This is a genomic window from Allobosea sp. 05T422_2 (assembly GCF_056396265.1).
The window spans coordinates 1-12487 of record NZ_JBFTLD010000200.1 but is presented as its reverse complement, the minus strand read 5'-3'; the positions used below and the strand labels follow the sequence as shown (position 1 = coordinate 12487).

Here is a 12487-nt window from a genome sequence, read left to right as displayed (position 1 = left end):
GGAAACGGTCTTCTCACCGAGATCGGCACTGGAGGCGAAGGCGGGCTTGTCAGTCGACATGGGGCAGCACGTCCTGTTCGATCGCACCGAAAATGGAAGAACCATCCCCGTCCTTCATCTCGATACGAACCGTATCGCCGAAGCGCAGGAAAGGCGTTGCCGCGGTGCCCGACTTGATGATCTCGACCATGCGCTGCTCGGCGATACAGGCGTAGCCGACGCCTCCCAGCGCGATCGGGCGCCCCGGGCCACCTTCGTCGTCGCGGTTCGAGACCGTGCCGGAGCCGATGATCGTTCCGGCCGAAAGCGGGCGCGTTCGCGCGGCATGAGCGATCAGCGTGCCGAAATCGAAGGTCATGTCGATGCCGGCATTCGGCTGTCCGAAGGGCTGGCCGTTGAGCAGCGACAGCAACGGCAGATGCAGCTTTCCGCCCTGCCATGCCTCGCCCAGTTCATCCGGTGTCGCGGCCAYCGGCGAGAAGGCCGTCGGCGGCTTCGACTGGAGAAAGCCAAAGCCCTTCGCCAGTTCGTCCGGAATCAGGTTGCGCAGGCTGACGTCATTGACGAGCATCACGAGGCGGACATGGCCATGCGCCGCTTCCGCAGAGACCCCCATCGGCACGTCGCCGGTGATGACGGCGATCTCGGCCTCGAAATCGATGCCGTCCTCCTCGTAGCGGATCCGGATCGGCTGGCGCGGCCCCAGCAGGGCGTCGGATCCGCCCTGATACATCAGAGGGTCGCTCCAGAAACTCTCGGGCATCTCCGCGCCCCTCGCCTTCCTGACGAGCGCGACATGGTTCACATAGGCCGAGCCGTCGAGCCATTGATAGGCGCGTGGCAAGGGGGCTGCGCAATCATGCTCGTGGAAACGGAAGGATGGGACGGAGCCATGCTCCAATCCTTCTGCTAGATCGGCCAGGCGCGGCGCATGGCGCCCCCAGTCGTCGAGCGCGGCCTGCATGGTCGCGACCACGGGAAAAGCGTCCGTGGCGCGCGTCAGGTCTTTGGAAACCACGACAAGGCGGCCATCACGACCGTGCATGAGGGAAGCGAGTTTCATCTCTTTCCAATCCGTGACGAACACGCGAGATTGCGCGCAACAAACCTCTGGGAGTTCAGCTTATGAAACGCCGCGACTTTTTGAAAACCGGTGCGCTGGCAGCGGCTGCGACGCCGGTCGCGATGCCGGCGATCGCGCAGTCGCAACCTGAGGTGAAGTGGCGCCTGACCTCGAGCTTCCCGAAGGCGCTCGACACGATCTACGGCACGGCCCAGCAGTTCGCGAAATACATGTCGGACGCGACCGACGGCAAATTCCAGGTCCAGACCTTCTCCGCCGGCGAGATAGTGCCGGGCCTGCAGGCCCTCGACGCGGTCACCTCCGGCACGGTCGAATGCGCGCATACGCCGACCTATTTCTATATCGGCAAGGAGCCGGCACTCGGGCTCGGCACCGGCATCCCGTTCGGACTCAACGCGCGTCAGCAGCATTCCTGGTGGTTCTTCGGCGGCGGCGAGGAGATCATCAATTCGGCGCTGGCCAAATTCAATGCCTATTCGATCCCCTGCGGCAATTCCGGCTGCCAGATGGGCGGCTTCTTCCGCAAGGAACTGACCTCGCTCGATGATCTCAAGGGCCTGAAGTTCCGTATCGGCGGCATGGGCGGGGCCGTGCTGGCCAAGCTCGGCGTGGTGCCCACGCAGATCGCAGGCGGCGACGTCTACCCGGCGCTGGAGCGCGGCACGATCGACGCCGCAGAATTCGTCGGCCCCTATGATGACGAGAAGCTCGGCTTCGTGCGCGTCGCCAAATACTACTACTATCCCGGCTGGTGGGAGGGCGGCGCCATGCTGCATCTCGTCGTTGGCCAGGAGGCCTGGAACAAGCTGCCGAAGCACTACCAGGCGATCGTCCATCACGCCTGCGAGGCTGCCAATAACTGGATGCTGGCCAAGTACGATGCGGTGAACCCGGGTGGCCTGCGCCGGCTGGTCCAGCAGGGCGCACAGCTCAAGGCCTTCCCGATGCCGATCATGGAAGCGGCTCTCAAGGCGGCGGACGAGTACTACGCCGAGACCTCCGCCAAGAGTGAGTTGTTCAAGAAGGGCTACGACTCGATGGTCGCTTTCCGCGGCGAGAACCTGCTCTGGTGGCAGGTGGCAGAGCTGTCGTACGACTCGTTCATGAACCGTCTGCGGTCGCGCTGAGGCGCCACCGGGACCAATAGATGGCGCCGGGTCAGACAAGTTTGATCCGGCGCGGCGCATGCGCCACCATCGCCTCGGCCAGGTGGGCGCAGACGGCTTTCGGGCGCGTGTCGAGCACGGGCTCGACCATCCCCGCCGCCTTGCCACGCTGCTTGCCGGCGCGCCGGCGGAGTTTCTTCCTGACGTTCCTCAGGGATCTGGTCGTGGCGGTTTCCGCCAGTTGCCGCTCTGTCAAATCAAGATCGACGACCGCACCGAGATGTGTGCGCAAACGCTCGACCGCCTCGATCTGCTCCTTGTAGTGACCGGGATCGGCAGGCTGGAAGAAGCTGAGCTGATAGCCGAGATCGATGATGCGGGTGCGCCAGGCGTGCAGGCGCTTCAGGCTCATCCGGCGCGGATCACGGCGCGCCGCGCGTCTGGCCTTGCGGTAGCTGCGCCGGAACCCGGCGAGCAGGAAGCCCCCGCGCTCGCCAGCCACCGACCACTCCTCCATCCTGGCAGCGAGACGGTCGAGCTCCGTTTGCATCGCCGCAACGGTTTCCGGCAGCGGCATCGGGTCAGGCGGAGGCTCGACCAGCTTGCCGCGTTCGCTGGGCAGCAGCTCCTGCAAGGTCCGCGCGACGACCGCAGCTTCGCGGGTCGCGGTGAAGGTCTGGCGCAGGCGCTTGATGCCGGCCCGGAGCAGCGCCGTCTCCTCCTCCAGTGCAGCCGGCGAGAGCTTCAGCAGGGAACGCCACGCCTTCATCAGTCGGCGGAAATCATGAACACCCTTGGCGGGGTCGCTCTCCAGGCGGTCGAGTAACCGCCGCCCCTGCAACGGCATCTCGCGACAAACTGCGAGCCAGTGCTGGGCCCAGAGCCGCATCAATGCCGGACCGCTGGGCACCGCATTGCGCGACGTCCGGGCGCGCGGGCTCCTGCCGCCGCTCAGCCGAACCGGTGCTTTCGCGGGTATCGCCAAGGCGCGCTCCTTGCGAAGTTCGGGAGCGCATTGAGCGACAAGCATTCGGGCTCCGCAAGTGCCTTGCAAGGATCGGAACGCTACCAGGCCTCGCGCCTCGTCGGATCGAAACGCTTCTTCAGGCCCTCCCAGCAGGCGCTGTAGTCCGGCTGCCGGGCGGGCAGGCTCGCGGCGTAGCCGGTGACGCGCTGGGGGAAGCGGGTCTCGAACATGAAGGCCATGGTCCCGGTCAGCTTCACGGGCTTGAGCTCGACCGTGCTTGCATGTTCGAACGCCTGCGCGTCCGGGCCATGCGGCAGCATCATGTTGTGGAGGCTGAAGCCGCCAGGCGTGAAGCCCTCCGGCTTGGCGTCATAGACGCCGTAGATCAGCCCCATGAACTCGGACATGATATTGCGATGATACCAGGGCGGGCGGAACGTGTTCTCCGCGACCAGCCAGCGCTCGGGGAAGATCACGAAGTCGATATTCGCAGTGCCGGGTGTCTCCGAGGGCGCGGTCAGGACCGTGAAGATCGACGGGTCGGGATGGTCGAAGGAGATCGCCCCGACCGGCGAATAATGGCGCAGGTCGTATTTGTAGGGCGCGTAATTGCCGTGCCAGGCCACGACATCGAGCGGCGACTGGCCGATCGGCGTGGAGAAGAGTTCCCCGCCCCATTTCGCATAGAGCGTCGACGGCGTCTCATCGTCTTCATAGGCCGCGATGGGAGTCAGGAAATCGCGCGGATTGGCCAGGCAATTCGCGCCGATCGGGCCGCGATCCGGCAAGGTGAAGGAGCCGCCATAGTTTTCGCAGACATAGGCGCGGGCCGGTCCGCCCATCAGCTCGCAGCGGAAGACGACGCCGCGCGGAATGATGCAGATCTCGCCGGGCTCGATCTCGATCACGCCGAATTCGGTGCAGAAGCGCAACGCCCCCTCCTGCGCCACGATGAGCAATTCGCCATCGGCGCAGAAGACGTATTCGCGTTCCATCGAGGCCGTGACGAAAACCATATGGGCGGCCATGCCGGCCTGGGTCTCGGCATCGCCAGCGGTCGTCAGCGTGCGCAGCCCGGTGAGGAAGGTCAGCGACTCCGATGGCATCGGAATCGGGCTCCAGCGCAGCTGTCCGATCGGCAGCTCGGCCTCGTCGCGGCAGGGCGCACTGCGGATCAGCCCCTTGTCGACCTTCTTCCAGCGCCCGCCATGCTTGACGCTGGGCCGGATGCGGTAGAGCCAGGACCGCTCGTTCGAGGAGCGCGGCGCGGTGAAGGGCGAGCCGGATAGCTGCTCGGCATAGAGGCCATAGGCGGGCCTCTGCGGCGAATTGCGGCCGACCGGCAAGGCGCCGGGCAGCGCCTCGGTCTCGAAACTATTGCCGAATCCCGACATGTAGCGCGTGCCGGTCGCGGCCTGGCGCAGCGGGGCTGTATGAATCTGTGCCTGGACATTCATGAGCATTTCCCCTTCCGCTGCCGGACCGCTTTGACAAGAACGCAGGTTCCGGAAAGATCGGAGCGGGCGTCCCGCCCCGACCTCAGCTAGTTACAGATGAAACTAATGTCAACGCAGCCCGAGCCTCCCCCACCCGGCGAYGAAACGACCTTGCGGCTGGAGCAGTTCCTGCCCTATCGGMTGAACGTCGTCGGCCATTTCGCCAGCCGCGCGCTCGGACGAATCTATAGCGAGCGCTTCGGCATAGGCATTCCCGAATGGCGTGTGATCGCGCAGCTCGGCGAATTCGGAAAGCTGACTTCGCGCGACATCGGCGAGCTGTCCCAGATGCACAAGACCAAGGTTTCGCGCGCCGTCAGCGAGCTCGAGAAGCGCGGCCTGACGTCGCGCAGCGAGAATCGCGAGGACCGGCGCGAGGCCTTCATCAGCCTTACCCCCCGCGGCTCCCGAACCTATGCCGAGATCGTGCCCCTGGCGCTCGCCTTCCAGGCGCGCTGGACCGAGGGACTTCCGGCAGAGGAGCTGCGCGTGTTCGAACGCGTGCTTTCGATTCTCACCGAACGGGGCCGCCATCTCGCCGGCGGCTATCACGAAAGCGAAGGCTGAATTGCCGCTTGCCGCCAAATATGGCATGCCGGGCCTCGCCATGGCCGTCCGCCCGAATCCGCGCCGCGCCATCGCAGGACCCGTCCTTAGTTCCGTCGCGTTTGGCAGGTGAAACTCCCGCAAAGCGATTGCCCGGTTTCCGGGGCGGATCGAACAAGCAGGTAATATGGCCCGACCGGCGATGAGACTACGACTAACCCGGCGCCTCGGCGCGATGCTGCTGGCCTTCTCGGCGATGGGTGGAGCGGCGCTGGCGCAGTCGCCCGCGTGCAATGCCTGGCGCAGCGAACTCGCGAGCCTGCAGGGCCAGCGCGGGGGCGATCCGCGTGCCGCGCAGCAGGCGCAGCGCGTCGGCGCCCAGCTCTCGCAAAGCGTCAGCCAGTTCCGCGCGATGGGCTGCGAACGTGGCGGATTCCTCTTCTTCGGTGCGCAGGCGCCCCCGCAATGCGGCGGCCTGCAGGCACAGATCAACCAATTGCAGTCCCAGTACACGGCACTCCAGCGCCAGGCACAGGGCGGAGCTGCCGAGCAGCGCCGCATGCAGCTCGCCGCAGCGATCGAGACCAATTGCCGGGGGGGCGGGCAGCAGCGCGGCTTCTTCGAGACGATCTTCGGCATCGAGCCTCGCCGCGGTGAGATCGATTCGACCATGCCCGAACTCGATCCGGACATGCAGCCGCTCGATTCGGAGAAGCCCCGCCAGGGCGGCCCCAATACGGTCTGCGTCMGGACCTGCGACGGCTATTTCTTCCCGCTCGCCAACAGCCCCGGCGGCCGCGACGGCCAGGATGAAATGTGCCAGGCGCTCTGCCCGGGGACGGAGACGCTGGCCTTCGGCATGAGCACCGGCGGCGACATTCAGAATGCTGTCGCCCGTGCTAGCGGGACGCCCTATTCGTCGCTGGCGAACGCCGGAAAATACATTCGAAGCTTCGATTCCGCCTGCACCTGCCGGGCGCCGGGCCAAAGCTGGTCCCAGGCGCTGCGCAATGCCGAGGAGCTTCTCGACAAGCGCAAGGGCGACGTCATCGTCACCGAACAGCGCGCAGCCGAGCTGTCGCGGCCCAAGCCCGATCCCAAGCGCAGGACCGCGACACCCGCGCCGGCTCAACAACAGCCGATCCTGTCTGATGCCGACGACAAGCCGATGCCGTCCGAGAATTCGCCGACTTCGGGCACGGAGTCGGCCGGCATGGGTCCGCAGAGCGTCGAGCCCGAGAAGGTCGTGCAGCAAGGCGACGGCGTGAAGAAGGAAAGCCGCAGCGTCACCGGCGAGCGGCGCACGGTCAGGATCGTTGCGCCCAACCTCGCACCCAATCTGGGCCCCGCAGTCGCGCGGCCCTGACGCCGGCAGCGCCGCCGCAACGGCGCCTCGTGCGTCGGCGGCGAGGGCTGCGTCATGCGCCAGAGCGGAGAGCGGCGCTTAAATACCCCGCAGATCAAGCGCTGGACGCATGACGCCGACAGGCGCATATACAGGCAAGACCACCCCGGCCGGCCTGGATACGCGCCAGATTTCGTCAGGATTGCTCTTCCAGCGCGCAATCCTACTCTGACGGCCTCCTTGGCAGAGCCCAGCAGAGGCGTCCCATGTCAGAGACAACCGCCAACACGCATACCGGAATGGATCTGGCCGATACCCGTCGTCGCCTGAAGGCGATCTTCATGGGCTCGGTCGGCAATCTCGTCGAATGGTATGATTTCTACGCCTACACGGCCTTCGCACTCTATTTCGCGCCGCATTTTTTCCCGTCGCACGATCCGGTCGTCCAGCAGCTCAACGCCGCGACGCTGTTTGCCGCCGGCTTCATCGTCCGCCCGATCGGCGGATGGCTGTTCGGTCACATCGCCGACCGCTATGGYCGCCGGCTTTCGCTGACGATCTCGGTGCTGATGATGTGTTTCGGGTCGCTGATCATCGCGCTGACGCCGACCTATGCGACAATCGGATTTGCAGCGCCCGCGCTGCTCGCTCTCGCGCGGATCATCGAAGGCCTGAGCCTCGGCGGCGAGTACGGGGCAAGCGCGACCTATCTCACCGAGATCGCCGACCCGAACCATCGCGGGTTCTATTCGAGCTTTCAGTACGTCACGCTGATCGGCGGCCAGTTGACCGCCATCGTGGTGCTGCTGCTGCTCCAGAACGTGTTCCTGACCCATGAACAGCTCGTCGCCTGGGGCTGGCGCATTCCTTTCGTGATCGGAGCCCTGCTCGCGATCACCGCGATGTTCATGCGCCGCCACATGCACGAAACGGAATCCTTCGTCGAAGCCAGCAAGACGAAGAAGCGCGAAAGCTCGCTGCGCGGGCTGCTGAAATACCCGCGCGAGGTTGCGATCGTGGTCGGCCTGACGGCCGGCGGCACCGCGGCCTTCTACACCTTCACCACCTATATGCAGACCTTCGTGAAGCAGACCGTCGGCCTGTCCGACATCACGACGACCTATGTCATCGCCGGTTCGCTGATCTTCGCCTCGATCCTGCAGCCGATCTATGGCGCCATCTCGGACAGGATCGGCCGCAAGCCGCTGCTGATCTTCTTCGGCGTTGCCGGCTCGCTGCTGACGGTGCCGATCCTGACGATGCTGTCCCAGACCAAGTCGCCCTGGATGGCGTTCCTGCTGATCTCCGGAGCCTGGATCTTCGTCGCCGGCTATACCTCGATCAATGCCGTGGTGAAGGCCGAACTGTTCCCGACCGCGATCCGCGCCACAGGCATCGCCGTGCCCTACGCCGTGACGGTCTCGATCTTTGGCGGCACGGCGCCTGCGATCGCGCTGTTCTTCAAGCAGCAGGGCCACGAGCAGTGGTTCTTCTACTACCTGGCGGGCGTGATCTTCCTGTCGCTGCTGGTCTACGCGACCATGCGCGACACCAAGCATGAATCGGCGATGCACCGGCACGAGTGATCCACGGCGCCATTGCCCGCTGGACCGATGTCGTCCCGGACACGTAGCGCAAGCCGCGCTGATCCGGGACGATGCGAAGCCTTCAGGCCGCCTCGCCCCCGAGCCGCTTCAGCGCTTTGTCACGGCCGATGAGCGGCAGCAGGGCAGCCAATTCCGGCCCATGCTCGAGGCCGGTCAGAGCCTGGCGAAGCGGCATGAACAGCGCCTTGCCCTTGGTGCCGGTCGCCGCGCCGACGGCCTGTGTCCAGCTCTTCCAGGTTGTCGCATCGAAGGGCTCGGCCGGGAGCAGTGCGGCTGCGCTCGCCGCAAAGCCGGCATCGGTGATCACGGGCGTGATCGGGCCACGAACGACCTGCCACCAGGCCTGCACCTCGGCAAGCTTTGCGAGATTGCCGCGCACCGCCAGCCAGAAGGGCTCGCCGGCCGCGATCCCAAGCTCCTGCAACCGGTGCGACACCGCGTCGAACGGCAGCTGATGCAGCGTGCGCGCACTCAGGGCTTCAAGCTCATGCTCATCGAACTTGGCCGGTGCGCGCGAGACATGGGCGAGGTCGACGAGATCCGCGAGCTCGTCCAGGCTCGCGACCGGCCTGACCGCGTCGGAGGAGCCGACCAGGACGGCCAATGCCGCGACGGCGAGCGCCTCCACCCCGGACTCGCGCAGGCCGCGCAGCGAAAGATGGCCGAGCCGCTTCGACAGCCCCTCCCCGCTCGCCGTGGTCAGCAGGTTGTGGTGGCCGAATGCCGGAAGGGCGGCGCCCAGCGCCTCGAAGATCTGGATCTGGACCGCCGTGTTGGTGACATGGTCCTCGCCGCGAATGACATGGGTGACGCCGGTCTCAATATCGTCGACGACCGAAGGCAGCGTGTAGAGATAACTGCCATCCTCACGCACCAGCACCGGGTCGGAGAGCGAGGCGCAGTCGACATGCGATGCGCCGCGCACGAGATCGTCCCAGGCGACCTCGCGGGCCTCGAGCAGGAAGCGCCAATGCGGCTTGCGTCCTTCCGCCTCAAGCGCCGCCCGCTGCTCGGCCGTGAGCTTCAGCGCAGCGCGATCGTAGATCGGCGGCAAGCCGCGAGCGAGCTGGCGCTTGCGGCGGCGATCCAGTTCATCGGCGGTCTCGAAGCAGGGGTAGAGTCGCCCGGCGGTGCGCAGCCGGTCGGCCGCCGCATCATAGATCGGGAGCCGCTCCGACTGGCGAATGACGAGATCGGGCTCGATGCCGAGCCAGCCGAGATCCCCGGCAATCGCATCYGCGAATTCGGGCTTCGAGCGCGCAAGATCGGTATCGTCGTAGCGCAGCAGGAAACGCCCGCCATTGCGGCGGGCATAGAGCCAGTTGAACAGCGCCGGACGGGCATTGCCGATATGGAGATAGCCGGTCGGCGACGGCGCGAAGCGAACGAGTGGCGTTGTCATGACGAGGCTTATGACGCCTTTGCGCGAGGCCGACAATCGGCTCAGAAATCGAAGCTCTCGCCCCCGGCCTTGCCGACGCCCTTGACCAGCGCAGCGTCCGGCCGATGCGCGGGTTCGCCGGGATCGCGGAAGCGATTGACGATCGGGTAGCGCCGGTCGCGGCCGAAATTCTTGCGCGTCACCTTCACGCCGGGCGCGGCCTGTCGGCGCTTGTACTCGGCGAGATAGAGCAGGCGTTCGACCTTCTTGACCGTCTCGAGATCGTGGCCACGGGCGACGATGTCGGCGAGACGCATCTCATGCTCGATCAGGCAGGCGAGGATATCGTCCAGCACGTCATAGGGCGGCAGCGAATCCTGGTCCTTCTGGTTCTCGCGCAGCTCGGCCGTCGGCGGCTTGACGATGATATTGTGCGGAATGACCTCGCCGTCCGGCCCGAGCGCACCGGCGGGCTTCCAGCGGTTGCGCAGCGCCGACATGCGAAAGACCTCGGTCTTGTAGAGATCCTTGATCGGGTTGTAGCCGCCATTCATGTCGCCATAGAGCGTGGCATAGCCGCATGACATCTCGGATTTGTTGCCGGTGGTCACCACCATCGGCCCGAACTTGTTCGAGATCGACATCAGCAGCGTGCCGCGCACGCGGCTCTGCAGGTTCTCCTCGGTGACGCCGCGATTGGTTCCGCCGAAAAGGCCGGCGAGCGCCGCTTCGAAGCCCTCGACCGGCTCGGCAATCGGCACGATCTCGTAGCGGACGCCGAGCGCATCGGCGCAGCGCTTCGCATCGTCCAGGCTCTCCTGCGAGGTGAAGCGATAGGGCATCATCACGCAGCGGACCTTGTCGGCGCCGAGCGCATCGACCGCCATCGCCGCGCAGATCGCGGAATCGATGCCGCCGGAGAGGCCAAGCACCACGCCGGGAAAGCGGTTCTTCTCGACATAGTCGCGCAGGCCCAGCACGCAAGCCGCGTAATCAGCCTCGTCGCTGCTCTCGATGGGCGTGATCTCGCCCGGCAGGCAGCGCCAGGACCCGTTCTCGCGCACCCAATCGGTCAGGCGCAGCACTTCGCGAAACGCCGGGAGCTGGTGAGCAAAGGTCTTGTCGGCATTCAACACGAAGGAGGCGCCCTCGAAGACGAGTTCGTCCTGGCCGCCGAGCTGGTTCAGATAGACCATCGGCAGCCCGGCCTCGACGACGCGAGCAACCGCGACATTCAGGCGTTCCTCGGTGACGCCGCGCCGATAGGGCGAGCCATTGGGAACAAGCAGGATCTCGCCGCCGGTCTCGGCGATGCACTCGACGACCTCCTCGCCCCAGATATCCTCGCAGACCGGCAGGCCAAGGCGGATATGGTTGCGGAAGACGACAGGACCGGGCAGCGGGCCGGGTTCAAAGACGCGTTTCTCGTCGAATACACCGTAATTCGGCAGGTCGACCTTGAAGCGCACCGACTGGATCATCCCGGCGTCGAGCAGCGCGTAGGCGTTGTAGAGCTTGCCGTCCTCGAGCCAGGGCAACCCGACCAGCACGGCTGGACCGCCATCGGCAGTCTCGCGCGCCAGATCCTCGCAGGCCCTGCGGCAGGCATCCTGGAAGGCGGGCTTCAGCACCAGATCTTCCGGCGGATAGGCCGACAGGAAGAGCTCCGGGAACATCACCAGATCGGCGCCGGCGGCCGCTGCGTCGCGCCGCGCAACGCGCACCATGTCGGCATTGCCGGCGACATCGCCGACGATCGGATTGAGCTGGGCCAGAGCCAGGCGGAACGAGGTCGCTGTCATGCTTCGGCTTTACCGCGCGGCGGCGGGGCCAGCAACGGGCGCGCGCCCTGCCCCGACCTGCATTTGCGCGTGATCAGCCCTTCGATCAACGCAAGGTCGAACGGAAATCGGCGGAATAGCGCAGCTCGCGCAGCGGACGCACGCGGCGCGTCGTTTCGTCATAGATCGGATGGGCCTTGTAGGCCGCCAGCGCCGCCTCATCGGCAAATTCGCCGTAGACGACGACATCGATGTCATTGCCCAGCGGATCGACCTTGGCATTGGCCACGACCGCGAAGGCGAGCGAATGTGGGATATCGCCGAGCCGGGACAGAGACAGGCGGATCATCTCGACATCCTCGCGCCGCTGCGCCGTGAAGAATACGATGTGGCGGATCATGCGCCCTCCCTCGCAGGCAGCCGGGAATCGCGCCGCCCTTTCGGGCCGATGTCTTCCCGACGGTGCGCAAAACGCAACCTGCGTTAACGCCGCATCGGCATCGATCCAGCCAAGCGCTTAATCTTGCTTGCCTCCGCTTCCCTCGGTCGCCGGAACAGCCGCGTACGAAAGCGGAATCGCGCGGCACGCTGAAAACTCCCTCTCGCCCTGTTCACCCCTCCGCGAGGTGGCGCCATGAGCAGGCGCGCGCCTCAACTGACCGCCAAACGGATTGCCGTGCTCAAAATCCTGGCTCCGCATCGCGGCGCGGAATATCTGGTGACCTGTGCCGAGATCGGCGCCAAGAGCGTCCCGTACGGCACCCGCAGCGGCTACCGTGAATGGGCCTGCTCGGGTTCACTGTCTCACCTMAAAGAAACGCCCCGCCGGAGCGAGACTGAAAATGCCACAGGTCGAAGACGTGGCCAGCCAGCTGTTCAGTAGCCATTCAAGTCGGGCAGCGCGATCATTCGCCATCCGACAGCCGACCCGGCGACTGCCTGGAACCGATCATCCGGGTTGATGACGGACGTTGCCATGAACCTCTCGCACTATCTGCTGCCGGTTGCCGCGCTCGCGATGATGACGGGATACGGGTTTGCGCAAACACCCGTACAGATGGGTCCGGATACAAAGCCGGCCATGACCTCCCCGGCACCCGCGGCGCCTGCCAAGAAGGCTACGGCGACCTCCTCCGACAGGACCGCCAAGTCAAAGGCGTGCTCTGTACAAGCC

The 12487-nt window shown here is 65.7% G+C and carries 11 protein-coding genes; 5 read left to right on the top strand and 6 right to left on the bottom strand.

All coding sequences use genetic code 11. The features are described from left to right. Positions 1 to 49 precede the first annotated feature (49 nt). A complete protein-coding gene (locus AC1DJT_RS26260) occupies positions 50 to 1063 on the bottom strand; it encodes a fumarylacetoacetate hydrolase family protein (protein WP_476835183.1) in 1014 nt (337 codons plus the stop codon). 62 nt (positions 1064 to 1125) lie between these two features. Between AC1DJT_RS26260 and AC1DJT_RS26255 the strand changes: the two genes are divergently transcribed. Beyond that, on the top strand, positions 1126 to 2211 hold the full coding sequence (locus tag AC1DJT_RS26255) for a TRAP transporter substrate-binding protein (protein ID WP_441493083.1): 1086 nt from the start codon (positions 1126 to 1128) through the stop codon (positions 2209 to 2211). Between the two features lie 31 nt (positions 2212 to 2242). Here the strand turns inward: AC1DJT_RS26255 and AC1DJT_RS26250 are convergent, their stop codons facing one another. Beyond that, positions 2243 to 3175, bottom strand: coding sequence for a CHAD domain-containing protein (locus tag AC1DJT_RS26250; RefSeq protein ID WP_441507910.1), 933 nt, complete (start codon positions 3173 to 3175; stop codon positions 2243 to 2245). An 80-nt stretch (positions 3176 to 3255) separates the two neighbouring features. Continuing rightward, positions 3256 to 4614, bottom strand: a complete 1359-nt coding sequence (gene hmgA / locus AC1DJT_RS26245; RefSeq protein WP_441507911.1) for a homogentisate 1,2-dioxygenase — start codon at positions 4612 to 4614, stop codon at positions 3256 to 3258. Between the two features lie 105 nt (positions 4615 to 4719). Here hmgA and AC1DJT_RS26240 point away from each other — a divergent pair, with 105 nt between their 5' ends. From AC1DJT_RS26240 to AC1DJT_RS26230, 3 genes are all read left to right on the top strand, one after another. Continuing rightward, positions 4720 to 5220, top strand: coding sequence for a MarR family winged helix-turn-helix transcriptional regulator (locus AC1DJT_RS26240; protein WP_476835182.1), 501 nt, complete (start codon positions 4720 to 4722; stop codon positions 5218 to 5220). A gap of 181 nt (positions 5221 to 5401) precedes the next feature. Beyond that, positions 5402 to 6565, top strand: coding sequence for a DUF2865 domain-containing protein (locus tag AC1DJT_RS26235; protein ID WP_441507913.1), 1164 nt, complete (start codon positions 5402 to 5404; stop codon positions 6563 to 6565). Between the two features lie 245 nt (positions 6566 to 6810). Continuing rightward, positions 6811 to 8130: an MFS transporter gene (locus AC1DJT_RS26230; protein WP_441493088.1), complete on the top strand. Its 1320-nt coding sequence runs from the start codon at positions 6811 to 6813 to the stop codon at positions 8128 to 8130. Positions 8131 to 8212: 82 nt separating this feature from the next. On the opposite strand, the gene gltX is transcribed toward AC1DJT_RS26230, so the two are convergent. The 3 genes from gltX to AC1DJT_RS26215 all read right to left on the bottom strand — a co-directional run bounded on the left by gltX (position 8213) and on the right by AC1DJT_RS26215 (position 11713). Then, complete coding sequence (gltX, locus tag AC1DJT_RS26225) at positions 8213 to 9553, bottom strand: glutamate--tRNA ligase (RefSeq protein WP_476831989.1); 1341 nt, start codon at positions 9551 to 9553, stop codon at positions 8213 to 8215. A 41-nt stretch (positions 9554 to 9594) separates the two neighbouring features. Continuing rightward, positions 9595 to 11334, bottom strand: a complete 1740-nt coding sequence (locus tag AC1DJT_RS26220; protein WP_476831990.1) for an NAD+ synthase — start codon at positions 11332 to 11334, stop codon at positions 9595 to 9597. 85 nt (positions 11335 to 11419) lie between these two features. After that, complete coding sequence (locus tag AC1DJT_RS26215; RefSeq protein ID WP_476768781.1) at positions 11420 to 11713, bottom strand: Dabb family protein; 294 nt, start codon at positions 11711 to 11713, stop codon at positions 11420 to 11422. Between the two features lie 576 nt (positions 11714 to 12289). Between AC1DJT_RS26215 and AC1DJT_RS26210 the strand changes: the two genes are divergently transcribed. After that, the coding region (locus AC1DJT_RS26210; RefSeq protein ID WP_476835181.1) for a PsiF family protein at positions 12290 to 12487 on the top strand (198 nt) is incomplete at its 3' end.